The sequence below is a fragment of the Ramlibacter sp. PS4R-6 genome (assembly GCF_037572775.1).
Classification (GTDB): domain Bacteria; phylum Pseudomonadota; class Gammaproteobacteria; order Burkholderiales; family Burkholderiaceae_C; genus Ramlibacter.
In genome coordinates this window covers 767,293-787,504 of record NZ_JBBHKA010000001.1, presented here as the reverse complement: position 1 = coordinate 787,504, position 20,212 = coordinate 767,293, and the positions used below count along the sequence as shown (strand labels likewise).

18 protein-coding genes are annotated in these 20,212 nt (G+C 66.0%); 5 read left to right on the top strand and 13 right to left on the bottom strand.

Annotation, left to right across the window (positions count from 1 at the left end; all coding sequences use genetic code 11):
- Positions 1–2: 2 nt before the first annotated feature.
- The 3 genes from lptC to WG903_RS03865 are packed head-to-tail and all read right to left on the bottom strand — an operon-like array spanning position 3 to position 2,163.
- On the bottom strand, positions 3–644 hold the full coding sequence (gene lptC, locus WG903_RS03875) for an LPS export ABC transporter periplasmic protein LptC (protein WP_340072906.1): 642 nt from the start codon (positions 642–644) through the stop codon (positions 3–5).
- Entirely contained in the window at positions 641–1,186 is a 546-nt protein-coding gene (locus tag WG903_RS03870) for a KdsC family phosphatase (RefSeq protein ID WP_340072905.1), read from the bottom strand. Before WG903_RS03870 ends, lptC begins: the two co-directional genes overlap by 4 nt.
- Positions 1,186–2,163: a KpsF/GutQ family sugar-phosphate isomerase gene (locus WG903_RS03865; protein WP_340072904.1), complete on the bottom strand. Its 978-nt coding sequence runs from the start codon at positions 2,161–2,163 to the stop codon at positions 1,186–1,188. The genes WG903_RS03870 and WG903_RS03865 overlap by 1 nt, the downstream gene beginning before the upstream one ends.
- Positions 2,164–2,211: 48 nt before the next feature.
- Between WG903_RS03865 and WG903_RS03860 the strand changes: the two genes are divergently transcribed.
- Positions 2,212–4,197, top strand: coding sequence for a cation:proton antiporter (locus WG903_RS03860; protein ID WP_340072903.1), 1,986 nt, complete (start codon positions 2,212–2,214; stop codon positions 4,195–4,197).
- Here WG903_RS03860 and WG903_RS03855 read toward each other — a convergent pair.
- From WG903_RS03855 to rpmH, 9 genes are all read right to left on the bottom strand, one after another.
- Positions 4,194–4,643 carry a Crp/Fnr family transcriptional regulator gene (locus tag WG903_RS03855; RefSeq protein ID WP_340072902.1) on the bottom strand — a complete coding sequence of 150 codons (450 nt, stop codon included), beginning with the start codon at positions 4,641–4,643 and terminating at the stop codon, positions 4,194–4,196. The two genes, WG903_RS03860 and WG903_RS03855, sit on opposite strands and share 4 nt — an antisense overlap.
- Positions 4,644–4,726: 83 nt before the next feature.
- A complete protein-coding gene (locus WG903_RS03850; protein ID WP_340072901.1) occupies positions 4,727–5,518 on the bottom strand; it encodes a hypothetical protein in 792 nt (263 codons plus the stop codon).
- A gap of 183 nt (positions 5,519–5,701) precedes the next feature.
- A complete protein-coding gene (locus WG903_RS03845; RefSeq protein WP_340072900.1) occupies positions 5,702–6,193 on the bottom strand; it encodes a Crp/Fnr family transcriptional regulator in 492 nt (163 codons plus the stop codon).
- Positions 6,194–6,288: 95 nt separating this feature from the next.
- Positions 6,289–8,442 carry a prolyl oligopeptidase family serine peptidase gene (locus WG903_RS03840; protein WP_340072899.1) on the bottom strand — a complete coding sequence of 718 codons (2,154 nt, stop codon included), beginning with the start codon at positions 8,440–8,442 and terminating at the stop codon, positions 6,289–6,291.
- 34 nt (positions 8,443–8,476) lie between these two features.
- Positions 8,477–9,844 (bottom strand): tRNA uridine-5-carboxymethylaminomethyl(34) synthesis GTPase MnmE, encoded by a 1,368-nt coding sequence (gene mnmE / locus WG903_RS03835; protein ID WP_340072898.1) that lies wholly within the window; start codon positions 9,842–9,844, stop codon positions 8,477–8,479.
- A 1-nt stretch (position 9,845) separates the two neighbouring features.
- Entirely contained in the window at positions 9,846–11,537 is a 1,692-nt protein-coding gene (yidC, locus tag WG903_RS03830) for a membrane protein insertase YidC (RefSeq protein ID WP_340072897.1), read from the bottom strand.
- A complete protein-coding gene (yidD, locus tag WG903_RS03825) occupies positions 11,534–11,800 on the bottom strand; it encodes a membrane protein insertion efficiency factor YidD (protein ID WP_340072896.1) in 267 nt (88 codons plus the stop codon). Before yidD ends, yidC begins: the two co-directional genes overlap by 4 nt.
- Positions 11,797–12,132 carry a ribonuclease P protein component gene (locus WG903_RS03820; RefSeq protein ID WP_340072895.1) on the bottom strand — a complete coding sequence of 112 codons (336 nt, stop codon included), beginning with the start codon at positions 12,130–12,132 and terminating at the stop codon, positions 11,797–11,799. Before WG903_RS03820 ends, yidD begins: the two co-directional genes overlap by 4 nt.
- Positions 12,133–12,159: 27 nt before the next feature.
- Entirely contained in the window at positions 12,160–12,294 is a 135-nt protein-coding gene (gene rpmH / locus WG903_RS03815) for a 50S ribosomal protein L34 (RefSeq protein WP_029463016.1), read from the bottom strand.
- A 216-nt stretch (positions 12,295–12,510) separates the two neighbouring features.
- Here rpmH and dnaA point away from each other — a divergent pair, with 216 nt between their 5' ends.
- The 4 genes from dnaA (at position 12,511) to WG903_RS03795 (ending at position 18,441) form a co-directional block, all read left to right on the top strand.
- The gene (gene dnaA, locus WG903_RS03810; RefSeq protein ID WP_340072894.1) at positions 12,511–13,923 is read left to right on the top strand and encodes a chromosomal replication initiator protein DnaA; all 1,413 of its coding nucleotides are present in this window, start codon (positions 12,511–12,513) and stop codon (positions 13,921–13,923) included.
- A 240-nt stretch (positions 13,924–14,163) separates the two neighbouring features.
- Positions 14,164–15,270 (top strand): DNA polymerase III subunit beta, encoded by a 1,107-nt coding sequence (dnaN, locus tag WG903_RS03805; protein WP_340072893.1) that lies wholly within the window; start codon positions 14,164–14,166, stop codon positions 15,268–15,270.
- Positions 15,271–15,355: 85 nt separating this feature from the next.
- Positions 15,356–17,974 carry a DNA topoisomerase (ATP-hydrolyzing) subunit B gene (gyrB, locus tag WG903_RS03800; protein WP_445263573.1) on the top strand — a complete coding sequence of 873 codons (2,619 nt, stop codon included), beginning with the start codon at positions 15,356–15,358 and terminating at the stop codon, positions 17,972–17,974.
- Between the two features lie 44 nt (positions 17,975–18,018).
- Entirely contained in the window at positions 18,019–18,441 is a 423-nt protein-coding gene (locus WG903_RS03795; protein WP_340072891.1) for a very short patch repair endonuclease, read from the top strand.
- A 52-nt stretch (positions 18,442–18,493) separates the two neighbouring features.
- Here WG903_RS03795 and WG903_RS03790 read toward each other — a convergent pair whose 3' ends face one another.
- The gene (locus WG903_RS03790) at positions 18,494–20,206 is read right to left on the bottom strand and encodes a DNA cytosine methyltransferase (RefSeq protein WP_445263572.1); all 1,713 of its coding nucleotides are present in this window, start codon (positions 20,204–20,206) and stop codon (positions 18,494–18,496) included.
- Positions 20,207–20,212: the final 6 nt, after the last annotated feature.

Sequence of the window (20,212 nt, the reverse complement as noted above, 5' to 3'; positions counted from 1 at the left end):
CGTCAGCGCGGCTGGATCTGCGCGCGGACGCGGCCTTGCATGTCCAGCTGCTGCGACACGTTGTCGAAGGCCATGCCCTCGCCGGCCAGGCGGTCGTCGCCGCGCAGGATCTCCACCGGCTTGTTCGACGTGATGCGCTCGGTGTTCACGAACACGTGCAGGTACTCGCTGCGGATCTCGACGCGGGGCTGCGCGCGGCCCGTGGCGTCGGTGTACGCCGCGCGCGTCACGACGGCTTCGCCCATCAATTGCACCTCGGAGCCGTCGGCGTTGCTGATCGCCGCCTTCGCGGTGGCCACGGTGACGGCGCCGCGCTCGTTGATCGAGCGCAGGCGCGGCTGGTCGATCTCGGTGGTGTCGGTGTCGGGGTAGTGGCGCGCTTCCGCGCCGTGCAATTCGGTCTTCAGGCGCCCGCTCGCATCGAAGGACTTCACCGAGAAGCGGCGCATGAACTGGTCCGGGTCGTGCGTGGCCGCGGCCTTGGTCTGCTCGGGCCCGAGCGTGGGCGTGTTGCGCGCCAGCCAGTACGTGAGCAGCGCGATCAGGCCCATCAGGATCACCGGCAGGTAGACCGAGATGCGCTCCCAGCCGGCGCGGAACATGCGCCCCGACGGCTGGCCCTGGATGAAGCCGCCGACGATCACGCGTAGCCCTCCAGCAGGCCCGCGTACTTGCCGCTGGCCACCAGCAGCAGGTCGCAGAACTCGCGCGCGGCGCCGTGGCCGCCCGTCGCCGCCGTCACGTGGTGCGCAATGGCCTTGACTTCGGCGTGTGCGTTCGCCGGCGCGCAGGCGAACGCGCAGCGCCTGAGCACCGGCAGGTCGGGCCAGTCGTCGCCCATGCCCGCGGCTTCGCGCCAGCCCGCACCCAGTTGCTTGAGCGTGTCTTCCGCCTTCGCGAGTTTCTGTTCGGCGCCGTAATGCGCGTGCACGATGCCCAGTGCCGCGACGCGCGCGCGCAGCGCCGGCGAATCGCGGCCCGTGATCACCACGGGCGTGATGCCGACCTGCGCGATGAGCTTCAGGCCCAGGCCGTCGAGGATGTTGAAGCGCTTGAGCGGCTCGCCCGCCTCGCCCAGGTACAGGCCGCCGTCGGTGAGCACGCCGTCGACGTCGAAGAAGGCCACGCGCACGCCTTGCGCCGCCAGCAGGAGTTCGGGCGCGAAGTTCAGCGCAGGTGCGGCCATCAGATCACCTTGGCGCGCATCAGGTCGTTGCTGTTGACGGCGCCCACCAGGATGCCGCCGTCGTCCACCACCAGCACGCTGGTGATGCGGGCCTGCTCCATCAGCTGAGCGGCTTCGGCGGCGAGCGCGTTGCGGTGGATGGTCTTGGGCTTGGTGTGCATCACGTCGCCGGCGGTGGAGCTGCGCAGGTCCACGCCCTTTTCGATCAGGCGGCGCAGGTCGCCGTCGGTGAAGATGCCCAGTACCTTGCCGTTGGCGTCGGTCACCGCCGATGCGCCCAGGCCCTTGGCGCTCATCTCGCGCATCAGGTCGGGGAAGGCCGTCTGCGCCGACACGCGCGGCACCGCGTCGCCGGTGCGCATCACGTCCGACAAATGCGTGAGCAATTTGCGCCCCAGCGCGCCGCCGGGATGCGAGCGCGCGAAGTCCTCGGTGCGGAAGCCGCGCGCATCGAGCAGCGCCACCGCCAGTGCATCGCCCAGCGCGAGCTGCGCGGTGGTGCTGGCGGTCGGCGCGAGCTGCAGCGGGCAGGCTTCCTTTTCCACGCCGCTGTCCAGCACGATGTCGGCGTGGCGCGCGAGCGTCGACTGCAGATTGCCCGTCATCGCGATCAGCGTGGACCCCAGGCGCTTGATCACGGGCAATAGCGTGGTCACTTCGTCGACCTCGCCGCTGTTGGAGACGGCCAGCACCAGATCGATCGGCTTGATCATGCCCAGGTCACCGTGGCTGGCCTCGGCCGGGTGCACGAACATCGCCGGCGTGCCGGTGGAGGCGAGCGTGGCCGCGATCTTGCGCGCGATGTGCCCGCTCTTGCCGATGCCCATCACCACGACGCGGCCGCGCACCGCCAGCATCTTCTCCACCGCGCGCGCGAACGACTCCCCGGTGCGCTGCTTCAGGCCCAGCACCGCGGCGGCCTCGATGTCGAAGGTTTCCTGGGCCAGGCGCAGCGCCCGCTCGCGGTCCGGTGTCATGGCGGGATTCTATCGAGGCCCGTCGTCCGCGCTTGGTAGCATGCGGCCATGACCACCCTGGAACTGACGCTGCTGTACCTGCTCGCTGCAGTGCTCGGCGTGGTGGTCTTCCGCAGCCTCAAGCTCCCGCCCATGCTGGGCTACCTGGTGGTGGGCGTGCTGGTCGGCCCGCACGCGCTGGCGCTGGGCGAGCACTCGGACGCGCTGCGCCACATCGGCGAGTTCGGCGTGGTGTTCCTGATGTTCGTGATCGGGCTGGAATTCAACCTGCCCAAGCTGCGCGCCATGCGCCAGCACGTGTTTGGGCTGGGGCTGTCGCAGGTCGTGCTCACCATCGTCCTCGGCACCATCGGCTCGCTCTTCCTGAGCGCGCTGGCGCCCACGCTGTGGAAGATGGACTGGCGCACCGCCGTCGCGCTGTCGGGCGCGCTGGCCATGAGCAGCACGGCGGTGGTGGTGAAGATGCTGGCCGACCGGCTCGAGCTGGAGACCGAGCACGGCAAGCGCGTGATGGGCGTGCTCCTGTTCCAGGATTTGGCGGTGGTGCCCCTCCTGGTGCTGATCCCGGCGCTGTCGAGCCCGCCCGAGCGCCTGTTCGCCGACCTGGGCATCGCCGCAGTCAAGGCCACGGTCGTGATCCTGCTGCTGCTGGTCGGCGGCCAGGGCGTGATGCGTTGGTGGCTGACGCTGGTGGCGCGGCGCAAGAGCGAGGAGCTCTTCGTGCTGAACCTGCTCTTCGTCACGCTCGGGCTGGCGTGGATCACGGAACTCGCGGGCCTGTCGCTGGCGCTGGGCGCCTTCATCGCCGGCATGCTGATCTCGGAGACCGAGTACAAGCACCAGGTGGAAACCGACATCCGGCCCTTCCACGACGTGCTGCTGGGCATCTTCTTCATCTCCATCGGCATGATGCTGGACTGGCGCCTGGTGTTCGATCGCTGGGGCCTGGTGCTGCTGATGGTCACGGTGCCGGTGTTCTTCAAGCTGGCGCTGGTGACGCTGCTGGCCCGCATGTTCGGCGCGACCACCGGCGTGGCGCTGCGCACCGGCATCTACCTGGCGCAGGCCGGCGAGTTCGGCTTCGTGCTGCTGACGCTGGCGCTGCAAAGCAAGCTGGTGCCGGCGCCGCTGGTCAACCCGATCCTCGCGAGCATGGTGATCTCCATGCTGGCCACGCCCTTCATGATCATGTACGCCAACCGCGTGGTGATGAAGCTGGTGGCCAGCGAGTGGATGCTGCAGTCGCTGCAGATGACCACCATCGCGCGGCGTTCGATCAACCAGAACAAGCACGTGATCATCTGCGGCTACGGCCGCTGCGGCCAGAACCTGGCGCGCATGCTCGAGGGCGAGAACATCCCGTACATCGCGCTCGACCTGGACCCCGACCGCGTGCGGCAGGCCACCGCAGCCGGCGAGCAGGTGGTGTTCGGCGACGCCGCACGCCTGCAGGCGCTGGTGGCCGCGGGCCTGGCGCGCGCCAGTGCGGTGGTCGTCACCTACCTCGACGTCGGCGGCGCGATCCGCGTGATATCCAACGTGCGCAGCCACGCGGCGCAGGTGCCGGTGATCGTGCGCACGCAGGACGACCGCGACCTGGAGAAGCTGCAGGCCGCCGGCGCCACCGAGGTGGTGCCCGAATTGCTCGAAGGCTCGCTGATGCTGGCCAGCCACGCCCTGGCGCTGGTGGGCGTGCCCATGCGCCGCGTGATCCGCATCGTGCAGGACCAGCGCGATGCGCGGTACAGCCTGCTGCGCGGCTACTTCCACGGCGCCGACGACGACACCGCCGACGAGATCGAACAGGAGCGCCTGTCCACGGTGACGCTGCCGCCCGAGGCGGGCGCGGTGGGCCGCGCGCTCGACCAGCTGGCCTTGAACGCCATCGGCGTGCGCATCGTCAGCCGCCGCGGCCCCGACGGCAAGGCCTTGCAGCCCGACGACGGCTCGCCGCTGGCCGATGGCGACACGCTGGTGCTCTCGGGCCGGCCCGAGACGCTGGCGATGGCCGAAGAGAGGCTGTTGCGCGGCTAGGCGAAGTGCCCGACCAGCAGGGCTTCGCGCATGCGCACGGCGAGCACGGCCGCCAGCCCCTTGACGAGGTGGATCGCCAGCTTGGGCTGCTTGTCGCTCATGGCGTCGAACTTGTCCCAGTGCAGGCTCCACGCGACGCCGGGCGTCGATGGCGTGACGGTGGCGCTGCGCGGCTGGCCCGAGAAGAAGGTGCCTTCGCCGACCACGGTGCCGGGCATCAGCGTGGCGATCACATTGCCGGCGACGCTCACTTCGAGTTCGCCGTCGGCCAGGATGAAGAACTCGCGCTCGCAGTCGCCTTCTTCCATCAGCGGGTCGCCCGGGCGCAGGAAACGCACCGACAGGTAGGGCGCGAGCGACTTCCACTCGTCCACCGTCAGGCGGCATTGCAGCGCGTCCTTGGCGTCGAGCTTGGCGATGGCCTCGACCAGTTGCTCCACCTTCATGGCTTGTCTCCCGCGTTGTTGTAAGTTTGACGTCAGCGCAACGGCGTGGCAACGCCCGTCACGGGCGCGGGCCGTGCGGGCTGCTAGTTCAGTTCGCCGTATTGCGTGCCGGAGAGCACCGGCGTGCGCACGTCGTCGCTCGCGACTTCGGTGTCCTCGAAGCCGGTGAGCAGCGTGTAGCTTTGCGGGCCGTGCACCGTGTTGCCGTCGAAGGACGTGGCGCTGGCGCCGTGGGCCACCCCGGTGGCGGCGGCGGCCGCGGCGGCGGGGTTCTGCACGCCGGCGGCCATGGCCTGCTTGAAGGCCGCCACCTCGTCCTGGCCGATGGGCTCGTAGCGCGAGCGCGTGACGGGCTTGGCCTCCAGGGCGGCGGGCTCGGAATCGAGCGGGATCGGCTGCGAGTCGGCCTGCGCGGCGGCGGCGGCGGCGGGCTGCTTGGGGTCGCCCACCGCGACGTGCTCACTCATGCGCCAGTACACGGCGGACACCAGGATGTCGTGCCGCATCTTCGCGCCCTGGGCGATCATGGCTTCGATCTCCGCGAGCTGCGGCGTGGCCACCGCGCAGTCGCGCGACAGGTCGATCATCACCAGGAACTGGCGGCCGCGGCCGTCCAGCGACAGCACCTTGAATTTGTAGCTGGCCGACAGCACGCCGGCGCGCACCATGGCTTCGCGCACCACGGCGTACAGCAGCTCGCGCCGCGCCATGCGTTCATGCTTGCGGTTGGCGGGCTGCGCGTTGTTGTCGTTGATGACTTCGCGCGCGCCGCGGCGCACGGGGCGCGTCGGCTCCATGCGCGACAGGCCCGAGCTTTCGGGGAGCGCTGGCTTGGCCGGCTTCTTGGCCGGGAACATCCAGGAAAACAAGGACATGGGGGCCCTTTCGCTGGGACGGGGGGCCGGAACGAACACTTTCGTTAGCCGGGAAGGGGAGTTTAGACGTGAAGCCACGCCACGGAGGCATTATTTGGCGCCGCCCGGGCGGCGTCGAGACACGCCGGTGCGAAGTCCGTGAAAAAGTTGCCGCAGTGCGGCAAAGGGGCGGGCGCGGGCCGGTCAGGTGACGGCCATCCGGCGCGGCTTGTTGGCCAGGCGCCGGGACACCAGCGAACCAAGCGCCATGGCGAGCTCGAGGGCGACCTCGGGCTGGCGCTTGCTCAACTCCGAAAAGCGCAGGGGCGTCAGGCTCCAGATCTTGCTGGTGCCCGAAGCCTGCACCGTGGCGCTGCGCGGGTTGCGGCTGAAGAAGGCGCCTTCGCCGACGGCGGAGCCGGGGTTGATCACCGCCAGACGCAGCCGGCCCTTGCTGTCTTCGTAGTGCACGGTGAGGCTGCCCGTCTCCACGAGGTACAGCGTGCGGTCCTCCGCACCTTGCTGGATCAGCACCTGGCCGCCGGTGACGGCGAAGGGCTGCAGGTAGCTGCCCAGCATGTCCCATTGGGCCGTCGACAGCTTGGGAGAGAAAGCGTCGCTCGTGTCGTTCTCCGCGATGACCTTCATCAGGCCCTGCACGTCGAACTTGATGGGGTTGCGAAGGGGTGCGTTCATGACATTTGTCACGTTACCCGCACCGCTGGGCTAGGAGAAGGGGCGCTGACGCCCGCTTACACCTGAAACGGCAGAGCCGGGAGTTGTAACTGCGCTCAACGCGCCGGCAGCAGCCCCATCTGCCACAGCAGGAAGGCATACATGTCCGCGCGCACTTGCTGGCGCTGGGTCACCGTGCTGCCGATGCCGTGGCCGGCCTGCGCATCGAGGCGCAGCAGCACCGGCTTGCTGCTGGTGGTGGCGACCTGGTAGCGCGCGACACCCTTGGCGCTTTGCCACGCATCCACGCGCGGGTCGTTCAGGCCGTGGATGAACAGCAGCGCGGGGTAGGCCGTGCCGTCCTTGATCTGGTGGTAGGCGCTCATGTCCAGCAGCGACGGGAATTCCTTCGCGTCCTTGTAGCTGCCGAACTCGGAGATGTTGGTGATGCCGTTGGCGCTTTCCTCGGCGCGCAGCGCATCGACCACGCCCACCTCGGACACGGCCGCGGCGTACAGCTGCGGCGCGCTGATCACGGCGCGGTTGACGAAGATGCCGCCGGCGCTCGCGCCCCAGATGCCCATGGTCCTGGGCGTGGCGTAGCCCTGCGCGATCAGGTACTGCGTGCAGGCCACGCCGTCCTTCCAGGTGTTGGCCTTGGTCTGCTTGAAGCCGGCGTAGCGCCAGGTGTCGCCGTACACGCCGCTGCCTCGCACGTTGACGTGCGCGATGACGCCGCCGCGCTCGATCCAGGCGTAGCGCGAGGTGTCGTAGTACGCGGTCTCGGAGAAACCGTAGGAGCCGTAGCCCATGACCAGCGTGGGGTGCGAGCCGTCACGCTTCAGGCCCTTGGCGTGCAGGATCGTCATGGGCACCAGCGTGCCGTCCCAGCTCGGGCACTTGGCGTCGACGATCTCCAGCTCCGGCACGCCGGTGAGCTTCTTCCACGGCTGCAGGCCGGCGTCGCTGGAGCGGTCGCCTTGCAGCTTCATCAGGCGCTGCGGCGTGGTCCACGACGTCAGGCGATAAAGCCAGTCGCCGTACGCGCGCGCCGGATCGCCGACGAGGAAAGCCGCGCCCTTGGCGGGCAGCGGCACTGCGCGGCCGCGCGTGTCGTTCGCGGCGTAGCGGCGCAGCACGATGCTCGTTCCTTCGCGCACTTCGGCCATCAGCTCGCGCGCGCCGGTTGCGAAGCCTTCGATCACGCCGCCTTCGGGCGGCAGCGCGATGTCCTTCGCTTTCGCCAGTTGCGGCTCGCGCAGGTCGAGCTTCATCACCTTGTAGCGCGGCGCGTCCTTGTGCGTGCGGAAGAAAAGCTCGTCGCCCTTCAGGTCGATGTCGACGATCTTGTCGTCGAAGCCGGCGAACTGCTTCCACGGCACGTCGCCGTTGCCCAGGTCGGTCACGCGCGCGACGAACAGCTTGCCTTCGGGCAGCGTGGTGTCGGTGGTGCGCGCCACCATCCACGGGCTGCCCGGCGAGAAGGTGATGCCCGCGACGTCCAGGCGCACCAGGCCCAATTGCTTGTTCACCGTCGGGCCGAACACGGCCTTTGCCTCGTTTTCCGGCGCGCCGAGCTTGAGCCACATCACCTTGGAGTCCAGGTAGTACTCGGTCTCGGCGTCCTCGGCGTTCAGTTGCCGCAGCTGGTTGTACGTGAGCGACTTCGAGTCCGGCAGCCAGCTGATGAGGCCTTCGTGCACGCGGGGGATCGGCTTGCCGACATGCTGGCCCGTCTGCACGTTGAGGATGTAGAGCGACGCTTCTTCGGAGCCGCCGCCCGACATGCCGTAGGCCACGTGCGTCGCGTCCCACGAGGGCACGAAGAAGTTGATGGCGTGCGGCACGCCGGTGCGGTCATGCTCGCGCTGCGGGTCGACCAGCACGCGGTCCTTGCGGCCGGGCTCGCGCAGCACCAGCTTGAACTGCTTCTCGCCCTTCACGCGCTTCATGAAGAAGGTCTTGTCGCCGGGCATGCGCACGACCGAGCCGATGACGTCGCCCTGCGCGTCCGACAGCTGCACGATGCGCTTGAGGAGCGCGTCGCGGCCGGGGATGGCGTCCAGCTGCTGGCGCGCGAAGTCGCCTTGCGCCTTCATCCAGCCGGCGACCTCGGGGTCCTTGGCGTTCTCGAAGTAGCGGTAGGGGTCGTGCACGGTGACGCCGTGCAGCGTTTCGACCTGGTCGCGCACCGGCGCGACGGGCGGTGCGGCGAAGGCAAGGGATGCGGCCAGCGTCAGGCCGAGGGCGGACAGGTGCTTCGTGGGCATGGGCGGTTCCCGGGTAAGGAGCCGCGATTGTGGCTCACTTGCCGATGCAGAATTTCGAGAAGATCACGCCCAGCAGGTCCTCGACGCCAAACGCGCCGGTGATCTCGTTCAGCGCGTTCTGGGCCAGTCGCAGTTCCTCGGCGAGCAGGTCCAGGGCCTGCGCCTGCTGCGCGAGCAGCGCATGCGCCTCCGCGAGGTGCGACTCGACGCGGCGCAGCGCGTGCACGTGGCGTTCGCGGGCGATGTACACGCCTTCGGGTGCGGCTTGCCAGCCCGCGACTTCGAGCAATTTGCTTCTGAGAAGGTCGAGGCCGGCGCCCGTCTTCGCGGAGAGCGTGACGCCTTCATGCTTCGAAGAAGGCGCGGCGTCGGATTTGTTCCAGACGTCGATGACGGGCGCCGTCACCTTTTCCAGAAGCAGTGCGGCGATCGCACGATCCCCTTGCTGGTATTCCGGCGCATCCGCGCGCGTCAGGTCGTGCAGGAACAGCACGGCATCCGCCCGCTCGATCTGCCCCCACGCGCGCTCGATGCCGATCTTCTCCACATGGTCGCTGCTCTCGCGCAGGCCCGCGGTGTCGATCACGTGCAGCGGCACGCCTTCGATCTGGATGGTCTCGCTCACCACGTCGCGCGTGGTGCCGGGGATCGGCGTAACGATCGCGAGCTCGGCGCCGGCCAGCGCGTTGAGCAGCGAGCTCTTGCCGGCGTTCGGCTGGCCCGCGATCACGACGTTGATGCCTTCGCGCAGCAACGCGCCCTGCTTGGCGTGTTTCAGCACGGCGGCGAGCGACGCGCGCAGGCGATCGAGCTGGCCTTGCGCGTCGGCCTTTTCCAGGAAGTCGATTTCCTCTTCGGGGAAGTCCAGCGTGGCTTCAACCAGCATGCGCAGGTGGATCAGCGCATCGCGCAGCTCGTGGATCTCGCGCGAGAAGTCGCCGGCCAGCGAGCGGCTGGCGCTGCGCGCCGCGGCTTCGGTGCTGGCGTCGATGAGGTCGGCGATCGCCTCGGCCTGCGCCAGGTCGATCTTGTCGTTCAGGAACGCGCGCTGCGTGAACTCCCCGGGCTGCGCCACGCGCAGGCCCATGGCCGCGCCGGCTTCGAGGCAGCGCGCCAGCAGCAGCTGAAGCACCACGGGCCCGCCGTGCGCCTGCAGCTCCAGCACGTCCTCGCCGGTGTACGAATGCGGCGCGGGGAAGTGGATCGCCAGGCCCTGGTCGATCGGCTCGCCCCTGGCGTCGAGGAATTTCAGGTAGGTCGCGTCCCGCGGCTTGAGCGCGCGGCCGCACACCGCCTGGATGACGGCAGCGACGTCCTTCCCCGACACCCGCACGATCCCCACCGCGCCGCGGCCGGGGGCCGTGGCGATGGCGGCGATCGGGTCGTTCAGGGAAGCGAGCACATCAGCTGAACTTCGGCAGGTTGAACTGCACGGGCACGCCCATGCGGTGGTTGATCAGCGCCTGCTGGGCGATCGACAGGATGTTGTTCGTCACCCAGTACAGCACCAGGCCGGACGGGAAGAAGAAGAACATCACCGAGAACGCCAGCGGCATGAACCACATCATCTTGGCCTGCACCGGGTCGGGCGGCGCGGGGTTCAGCGCGGTCTGGATCAGCGTCGAGATCGTCATCACCACCGGCAGGATGAACCACGGGTCGGGCTCGGCCAGGTCCTTGATCCACAGGATCCAGGGCGCGCCGCGCATCTCCACGCTGGACAGCAGCACCCAGTACAGCGCGATGAACACGGGGATCTGGATCAGGATGGGGAAGCAGCCGCCCATCGGGTTGACCTTCTCCTCCTTGTAGATCCGCATCATCTCCGTCTGCATCTTCTGCGGCTCGTCCTTGTAGCGGTCGCGGATGGCCATCACCTTCGGGTTGATGGCCTTCATCTTCGCCATGCTCTCGTAACCCTTGGCCTGCAGCCAATAGAAGGCGATCTTGATCAGCAGCACCAGCGCCATGATCGACCAGCCCCAGTTGCCCAGGAAGCCGTGCAGCTTGGCCAGCAGCCAGTACAGCGGCTTGGCGATGATGGTGAACACGCCGTAGTCCTTCACCAGCTCCAGGCCCGGCTCGATCTTCTCGAGCTCGCGCTCGTCCTCGGGGCCGGCGAAGAAGCGCGCGTCCACCGCCTGCTTGCCGCCGGCGGCCACGGGCGGCAGCGGCGCGATCATGCCCACGGCGTAGCTGCTCGTCTCCGGCAGCTTGCGCACGAACACCTCGCGCTTGGTGCCCTGCGGCAGGATCCAGGCGCTGGCGAAGTAGTGCTGCACCATGGCCACGTAGCCGCTGGTCGACTCCTTCTGGAAGTCGGCCTTGTTCTTGTCGATGTCGGCGAGCTCCACCTTCTGGAAGTGCTTCTCCCCCGTGTAGACCGCGGGGCCCGTGAAGGTGGAATAGAAGCTCGAGCCCGACGACAGCTTGCTCGTGTCGCGCACGATCTGCAGGTACAGCTGCGGCGTGACGCTCTGCGCGCCGGTGTTGATCACCTCGTGCTTGACCTGCACCTCGTACGAGCCGCGCTTGAGCGTGTAGGTCTTCACCAGCTTCAGGCCGCCCTTCTCGGGCGACTCGAAGCGCACGGTCATGGCGTCCTGGCCGTCCTTCAGCTGCTTGTCGCCGCTGAAGGCCATCACCGTCTTGTGGTTCGGGAAGTCGCCGCCGATCAGGCCGCTCTCGGCCACGTACACGTGGCCGGCTTCTTCATTGAGCAGCACGAAGTTTGACTTGCGGTCGTCGCTGCGTTCCTTGAGGAACTCGGTGCGCACCAGCGAGCCGCCTTCGGTGCTGAAGGTCAGCACCATGGTGTCGGTGGTGACGACGATCTTCTCGGCCTGGGCCGCGGCGGGCGCGGTGGGCGGCGCGCCCGGCACCGTCGATGCGGTGGCGCCCGCAGGCGCGGGCGTGGCGCTGGACGCCGAGGGCACGCTGGACGAGCCGGCGCGCGCGGGCGCGCTCGCGGATGGCTTCGCCGGCTGCGGGAAGAAGGTGGCAGGGTGGCCGTTGAAGACCTGCCATTGGTCCCACAGCAGCACCATGGAGAAGCCGAAGATCACCCACAGGATCGTGCGTCGGATGTCGGTCATGAGTTGTTCTTGTTCGGGGTGGACGTGAGATGGGTGAAGAGGCGCGGCTTTTCAAGCGGCACCGGGTCGTCGCCGCCCTGGCACCACGGGCCGCAGCGCGCGATGCGGTGGACCGTGAGCCACGTGCCGGCGACGGCGCCGTGACGCTGGAGCGCCTGCATGGAATAGACGGAGCAGCTGGGCGTGAAGCGGCAGGTGGGGCCCAGCCAGGCGCCGAAGGTCAGCTGCCAGCCGCGCACCAGCGCCATCAGCAGGCGCTTCATACGGCGGCCTGCGCGAAGAGTTGCTGCAGCTCGGCGCGCACGGCGCGCTTGAGCGCCACCGACGTGGCGCTCGCGAACTGCGTGCGATCGAAGGCCGAGCGCAGGCGCACGATGTAGGCGGCGGCGGGAAGCGTCGCGGCTTCGCTCACGGAGTGGATCTGCCTCTTGATCGTGTTGCGCGTGACGGCGCGTTTGGCCCAGCGCTTGGGAAGGACGACCCCGATGATGGGATCGGGTGCCGGCATGCGGTGCAGCGCGAAGTGGGCGGTGCGCGCGGCGATGCCGGCGGCCATGACGGCCTCGAACTGCGCCCGCGTCTTCAGCCGCTGCATGCAAGCTGCCGCGCGGGCGCGCTTGGCTTACAGGCCCAGGCGCTTGCGGCCCTTGGCGCGGCGGGCGTTGATGACGGCGCGGCCGCCACGGGTCTTCATGCGAACCAGGAAGCCGTGGGTGCGGGCGCGGCGCACTTTGGAGGGTTGGTAGGTGCGTTTCATGATCGTTATTCCGGGAAACCCATGATTATCCTAGAAAAAATGGCTTTCGGCCAAGCCGGCCGCCAATCGGCTACCGCGTCCCCGAATCCTTGTCAAAGCCCGAAATTTTCCGATTCCGCAGAACTTCATGGCCAAAACGTCTTTGTGGACAACATGCGTGCAATCTAGAATCCGCTGCTTTCCGAAAACAACTATATCCACAAGGGCAACTGCCGAATGAGTGAGGGGCAATCAAACAGCCTGGCGGCTACGGCCGCCCTGGGCGCAGGCGATAGCTTGTGGCAGGCATGCATGGACCAGCTGGCCCAGGAGATGCCGGAGCAGCAGTTCAACACCTGGATCAAACCGCTGGCCGCACAGGTCTCGGACGACTTCTCCCGGGTGACGCTCTTCGTCGCCAACCGCTTCAAGCTGGACTGGATCCGGGCCCAGTATTCGGGCCGCATCGCGGCCCTGCTGGAGAAGATCTACGGCCAACCGGTGCAGCTGGAGTTAGCGCTGGCTATCCGTGAGCCGCAGGCCCGCTCTTACTCCGCCGCCGCCAACTCCGAGGTCGGCCCGGTCGTCGAGGCGCCGGAGATCGAAGGTGAAATCCCGCCCGGCGGCTTCAAGAACCGCCTGAACACGGCGCTGACCTTCGACAACCTGGTCGAGGGCACGGCCAACCGCATGGCGCGGGCCGCGGCCATGCATGTGTCGGGCACGCCCGGGCAGCTCTACAACCCGCTCTTCATCTACGGCGGGGTCGGCCTGGGCAAGACCCACCTGGTCCACGCGGTGGGCAACAAGCTGCTGGCCGACAAGCCGGGCTCGAAAGTTCTCTACATCCACGCCGAGCAGTTCGTCAGCGATGTGGTCAAGGCCTACCAGCGCAAGACCTTCGACGAGTTCAAGGACAAGTACCACTCGCTGGACCTGCTGCTGATCGACGACGTCCAGTTCTTCGCCAACAAGGACCGGACCCAGGAGGAGTTCTTCAACGCCTTCGAGGCCCTTTTGGCCAAGAAAAGCCACATCGTCATGACCTCGGATACGTATCCGAAGGGCCTGGTCGACATCCACGAGCGCCTGATCTCCCGCTTCGACTCGGGCCTGACGGTGGCCATCGAGCCGCCCGAGCTCGAGATGCGCGTGGCCATCCTGATCAACAAGGCCCGCAGCGAAAGCGCCGAGATGCCCGAGGAAGTGGCCTTCTTCGTGGCCAAGAACGTGCGCTCCAACGTGCGCGAGCTCGAAGGGGCCCTGCGCAAGATCCTGGCGTACAGCCGCTTCAACCAGAAGGAAGTGTCGATCCCCCTGGCGCGCGAGGCCCTGAGGGACCTGCTGTCGATCCAGAACCGCCAGATCTCGGTCGAGAACATCCAGAAGACGGTGGCCGACTACTACAAGATCAAGGTGGCCGACATGTACTCGAAGAAGCGGCCGGCCTCGATCGCCCGGCCGCGGCAGATCGCCATGTACCTGGCCAAGGAGCTCACCCAGAAAAGCCTGCCGGAGATCGGCGAGCTCTTCGGCGGGCGCGACCACACCACCGTGCTGCACGCCGTGCGCAAGATCGCCAGCGAGCGCCAGAACGTGACCGAGCTGAACCAGCAGCTGCACGTGCTCGAACAGACGCTGAAAGGCTGAAACATGGGCCGCCGCCAACCCTGTGGAGCGTTCCGGCACAACCCGGCGGTTGTCCACAGCGGGCGGCCCGGCGGCCAAGTTATCCCTGTCGGACGCCTCCTACAAAACACGCTCGCCAACAGGCTGGCACAGGCTGTAAGTGACTGATGAAACAGGCGAAAATAGCGGTTGTCCACAAAGGGGGCGGCCCCTTACCTACTACTGCTAATTGAATTAAAGAGAAAAGAGGAAGAGGAAGACATGATCGTCCTGAAGGCAACGCAAGACAAAGTGCTGGGAGTGCTGCAGTCGGTAGCGGGGATCGTGGAGCGCCGGCACACGCTGCCGATCCTGGCCAACGTGTTGATCCGCAAGACCGGCGGGCAACTGCAGTTCACGACGAGCGACCTCGAGATCCAGATCCGCACCACCGCCGACCTGGGCGGCGACAGCGGCAACTTCACCACCACCGTGGGCGCGCGCAAGCTGATCGACATCCTGCGCACCATGCCGGCCGACCAGACGGTCAGCCTCGAATCGAACCAGAACAAGCTGCTGCTCAAGGGCGGCAAGAGCCGCTTCACGCTGCAGACGCTGCCGGCCGAGGACTTCCCGCTGGTGCAGGAGGCCGCCAATTTCGGCCCCGTGTTCAGCGTGCCGCAGAAGGTGCTGAAGGACCTGTTGAACCAGGTGAGTTTCGCGATGGCGGTGCACGACATCCGCTACTACCTCAACGGCATCCTGTTCGTCGCTGAAGGCAAGCAGCTTTCGCTGGTGGCCACTGACGGCCACCGCTTGGCTTTTGCCAATGCGACCCTAGATGTGGAAGTGCCGCGGCAAGAGGTGATCCTGCCCCGCAAGACGGTGCTGGAGATGCAGCGCCTGCTGTCCGATGCCGAAGGCGCGATCGAGATGCAGTTCGCGAACAACCAGGCCAAGTTCTCCTTCGGCGGCATGGAGTTCGTCACCAAGCTGGTGGAGGGCAAGTTCCCCGACTACAACCGCGTGATCCCGAAGAACCACAAGAACACGGTGACGCTGGGCCGCGCGCCGCTGCTGGCCAGCCTGCAGCGCACGGCCATCCTGACCAGCGAGAAGTTCAAGGGCGTGCGCCTGAACCTCGAGCCGGGCACGCTTCGTGTCGCATCGAACAACGCCGAGCAGGAAGAGGCCGTCGACGAGCTCGACATCGATTACGGCGGCGACGCGATCGAGATCGGCTTCAACGTGACCTACCTCATCGACGCGCTGGCCAACATGGACCAGGACATGGTGAAGATGGAGCTGGCCGATGCGAACAGCTCGGCGCTGATCACGATCCCGGACAACGCGAAGTTCAAGTACGTCGTCATGCCCATGAGGATTTGAGCGCCACAAGCGCCCCGTCCCCAGACGCTGAACCCGCCGACTGAGGCGGGTTTAGCACTTAAAGAGATTGCTGAAAGCCCTGTTGATGTCCGAAGAAACGAACCCGAACGCCGGCCTGCCCCCGGAAAGTCGCCCCGAAGAAGGCGCCGTGACGCCCTCCAACCCCGCCGCCACGGACGGGTATGGCGAGGGCTCGATCCAGATCCTGGAAGGCCTGGAGGCCGTGCGCAAGCGCCCCGGCATGTACATCGGCGACACCAGCGACGGCACGGGCCTGCACCACCTGGTGTTCGAGGTGGTCGACAACTCCATCGACGAGGCCCTGGCCGGCCACTGCGACGACATCGTCGTCACCATCCACACCGACAACTCCATCTCGGTCGTCGACAACGGCCGCGGCATCCCCACCGGCATCAAGTGGGACGACAAGCACGAGCCCAAGCGCTCGGCCGCCGAGATCGCGCTGACCGAGCTGCACGCCGGCGGCAAGTTCAACCAGAACAGCTACAAGGTGTCGGGCGGCCTGCACGGCGTGGGCGTGAGCTGCGTGAACGCGCTGAGCAAGTACCTGCGCCTGACCGTGCGCCGCGAAGGCAAGGTGCACGTGATGGAGTTCAGCCGCGGCTTCCCGCAGAACGCGCACACCGAAGTGCGCGATGGCGTCGAGGTGCGGCCCATGACGATCCTGGGCGACACCGACAAGCGCGGCACCGAGGTGCACTTCCTGCCCGACTCGGAGATCTTCAAGGAAAACGCCGACTTCCACTACGAGATCCTCAGCAAGCGCCTGCGCGAGCTCTCGTTCCTGAACAACGGCGTCAACATCAAGCTGACCGACGAGCGCTCGGGCAAGAGCGACGACTTCAGCGGCGCCGGTGGCGTGAAAGGCTTCGTCGATTTCATCAACAAGGGCAAGCAGGTGCTGCACCCGAACATCTTCCACGCCGTGGGCGACAAGATGAGCGACCAGAACACGAACATCGGCGTGGAAGTGGCGATGCAGTGGAACAGCGGCTACAACGAGCAGGTACTGGCCTTCACCAACAACATCCCGCAGCGCGACGGCGGCACGCACATGACCGGCCTGCGCGCGGCGATGACGCGCGTGATCAACAAGTACATCGACGAAACCGAGATGGCCAAGAAGGCCAAGGTGGAGATCACGGGCGACGACATGCGCGAGGGCCTGACCTGCGTGCTGAGCGTGAAGGTGCCCGAGCCCAAGTTTTCGAGCCAGACCAAGGACAAGCTCGTTTCCAGCGAAGTGCGCGGCCCGGTGGAAGACGTGGTGGCCCGCACGCTGAACGACTACCTGCAGGAAAGGCCCAACGACGCCAAGATCATCGTCGGCAAGATCATCGACGCCGCGCGTGCGCGCGAGGCCGCCCGCAAGGCGCGCGAGATGACGCGGCGCAAGGGCGTGCTGGACGGCATGGGCCTGCCCGGCAAGCTGGCCGACTGCCAGGAGAAGGACCCGGCGCTGTGCGAGATCTACATCGTCGAGGGCGACTCCGCCGGCGGCAGCGCCAAGCAGGGCCGCGACCGGAAGTTCCAGGCCATCCTGCCGCTGCGCGGCAAGATCCTGAACGTGGAGAAGGCGCGCTACGAGAAGCTGCTGACCAGCAATGAAATCCTGACGCTGATCACCGCGCTGGGCACGGGCATCGGCAAGGCCGGCGGCAGCACGGGCGGCGCAAGCAACGGCAAGAGCGACAGCGACGACTTCGACGTGGCCAAGCTGCGCTACCACCGCATCATCATCATGACCGACGCCGACGTGGACGGCGCGCACATCCGCACGCTGCTGCTGACGTTCTTCTACCGCCAGATGCCCGAGCTGGTGGAGCGCGGCCATATCTACATCGCGCAGCCGCCGCTGTACAAGGTGAAGAGCGGCAAGGAGGAGCTGTACCTGAAGGACGGCAGCGAGCTGGACAAGTTCCTGCTGAAGATCGCGCTGAACGGCGCGCAGGTGCACACGGGCGGGCCTACCGGCACCGTGATCAGCGGCGACACGCTGGCCGAACTGGCGCGCAAGCACCAGGTGGCCGAGGCCGTGATCGCGCGCCTGCAGAACTTCATGGACCAGGAAGCGCTGCGCGCCATGGCCGACGGCGTGAGCCTGAGCCTGGACACCGCGCCTGAGGCCGAGGCCTCGGCCGTGGCGCTGCAGGCCAAGCTGCAGGAGCTGGACAAGGCCAGCAACCAGGCGCCCGCCGAAGTGGCCGCCGAATTCGACGCGCGCACCGACAAGCACGTGCTGCGCATCAGCCGCCGCCACCACGGCAACATCAAGAGCAGCGTGATCACGCAGGACTTCGTGCACGGCGCCGACTACGCCGCCCTGGCCGAAGCCGCCAACACCTTCCGCGGCCTGCTGCACGACGGCGCCAAGGTGGTGAGGGGCGAAGGCGAGCGCCAGAAGGAAGAACGCGTGGGCGACTTCCGCCAGGCGATGCGCTGGCTGATCGGCGAAGCCGAGCGCTCCACCGCCCGCCAGCGCTACAAGGGCCTGGGCGAGATGAACCCCGAGCAGCTGTGGGAGACGACGATGGACCCGAACGTGCGCCGGCTGCTACGCGTGCAGATCGACGACGCGATCGAGGCGGATCGGGTGTTCACGATGCTGATGGGGGATGAGGTGGAGCCTCGCAGGGACTTCATTGAGAGCAATGCTTTGCGGGCGGCGAATATTGATGTTTGAGCCACGCGCACAGTAGTCACTCGCTCGTTTGGGGGAGACAGATCGTGGTCGACTCGTTGACTAAGTCGGAACGCTCTGAGCGCATGCGCAGGATCCGTAACCGCGACACGCGGCCTGAGCGGACTCTTCGAAGTGCGTTGCACGCCAAAGGCCTTCGATTTCGTTTGCACCGAAATGACCTGCCCGGGCGCCCGGATATTGTTCTGCCTCGCTTTTGTACGGTGATCTTCGTGCATGGCTGCTTCTGGCACCGGCACCAAGGATGTTCGATCTGCACGACGCCGAAATCGAACACACAGTTTTGGCAAGGCAAGTTCGATCGCAACATTGTCCGCGATCGCCGCAACGTGCGGCAACTTCGCAAGCTCGGATGGGCGGTCTTTACTGTCTGGGAATGTGAGTTGTCTTCGCCGCTCAAAGTCGAGCGAATCGCGGAACGAGTAGCGCGCCGCCTACGTGCCCGGTAATTTCGACACGCCGCGGGACTCGAGTGCGGTCACATTGTGATTTCGCCGGCCTCTATGCGACCAATTTAGTCGCGCGCGAACGTTCGGCGCGCGCAAGATTCAATCGCTTTAACAAAACGGCAATTGCGAAGCCTAAGGCTCTGCCCAATAACGGAGGAACGGCGTTACCTACCTGCGTGTATTGAGGTACCTCATAGCTTCGCATGGCTCCGCCAGTAGTAATCTTTGACTTGAATACAAATCCGTCGGGGAAGGACTGGAGGCGCGCCAACTCCCGGACCGTTAGGGTTCGAAGGCTCTCGTAATGGCAGGCGTCATCAGGAATCGAGACGGTAGCAGGCGCTTGCTTTTTCGCTTGCAGGGCTCGTTGTGTCCTCTTCTTTGTCCGATGCCGCTGGAGAAATTCGAGGAGCTCCGCTCTTGACGCGAACCTCTTTCGCTCGCCAGTTTCCTTCAGAAAATCATGTTCTCGAAGTGCGGCCCAAACGCGGTCATCAATGTCTGTCGAGTGCCCGTTCAAAACGCTGATCACGCTACTTCTAGTTGGCCGATCGAGGCCGGCTAGAACTTGATAGAGCCTGAACCTTCGTTGCACTAGCTCCGAGTTGTTTCGGAGGTCATGGTTTGCCAAGGCGGTTGGAAGTCGAGCGACGCCCTCGAACTCGTTAGCCAACTTACGACCATGCGCTCCGAGCCGGTGGGTAGAGTACCCCTGCTCATGCAGAGCGCCAATATCTCCAATGGCATCGCTTGCCGAGACCAACTGAGCATTTGGGGTTCGCAGACGTACAAGCGCGGAGAGAAAACTCTTTTGCAGCAGCTTTGCGTCCAGGTCTCGTTCGACGTCCCAGCAGTCCAGCATCGCCGTGTCAATCGGCTGCTCTTGCTTGACTGCTGCGTAGAAGGGCTCGACCTTTCGAAAGAGCGCGCGTTCACTGTCGCTAAAAGTTCCCTTCAACGCCTCATACACGTCCTCGCGCACCGCCAGGAGCAAGAACCTCTGGCGGTTCTGAGCAACGCCAACGTACTTGGCATTCACATGCAAGCAAAGAGGGAAATAGCCAATTTCTGCAAAAGCCTTCGCAAGCTCGAACCACGCGTAGAACTTGCCGCCTGCTGAATCTTTGAACGGCTTCAATATGCCGCTTACATTCTCCAGCAGAACAAACTTGGGGCTCGCACGGCCAACGAATTTTGCGAATTCCCACGGCAACGTATTCTTTTCGCAATTTTGACGACGAAGCCCCGCCATGCTGAAACTTTGACAAGGCGGCCCGCCAGATACAAGGTCCAACTCGCCTCTTCCGAAAGCGTTCTGCAGGGTGCGAGAGACGTCCCCATGATTCTCCAACCACCTGTTCAGCTCCGTGATGCTCCCCACGACGAGGTTCCCACGGAGGTTAGATCCGTCATCTTCCAGATCACAAAATCCTCGGTCATGCGACGGAAATTTCCGTGGATCTTCCCGGCGTCGTAGCGCTAATCCGCTCCTTGGATGGCGGCTGGAAAGCCAAAGGGTTCTCTTCGGATTCGGTGAACTCTCAAGCGCTAAAGCTTCGAGGTCTTCCCCCAAGAGATTGAAGGCGTAGGACTCCGCTGCCATTGGCGAGAGTTCATTTGCAAGTGCAAGCTCGAAGCCCACGGACTTGAGACCAAGTGATAGGCCCCCGCACCCTGCGAATAGCTCGATGAAATTCACGCGCGTCCAATTGATTGTTCGCCACAATTTTAGGATAGCCGAGCGAAAAGTACCAGGCCGCGGCATGGCAGC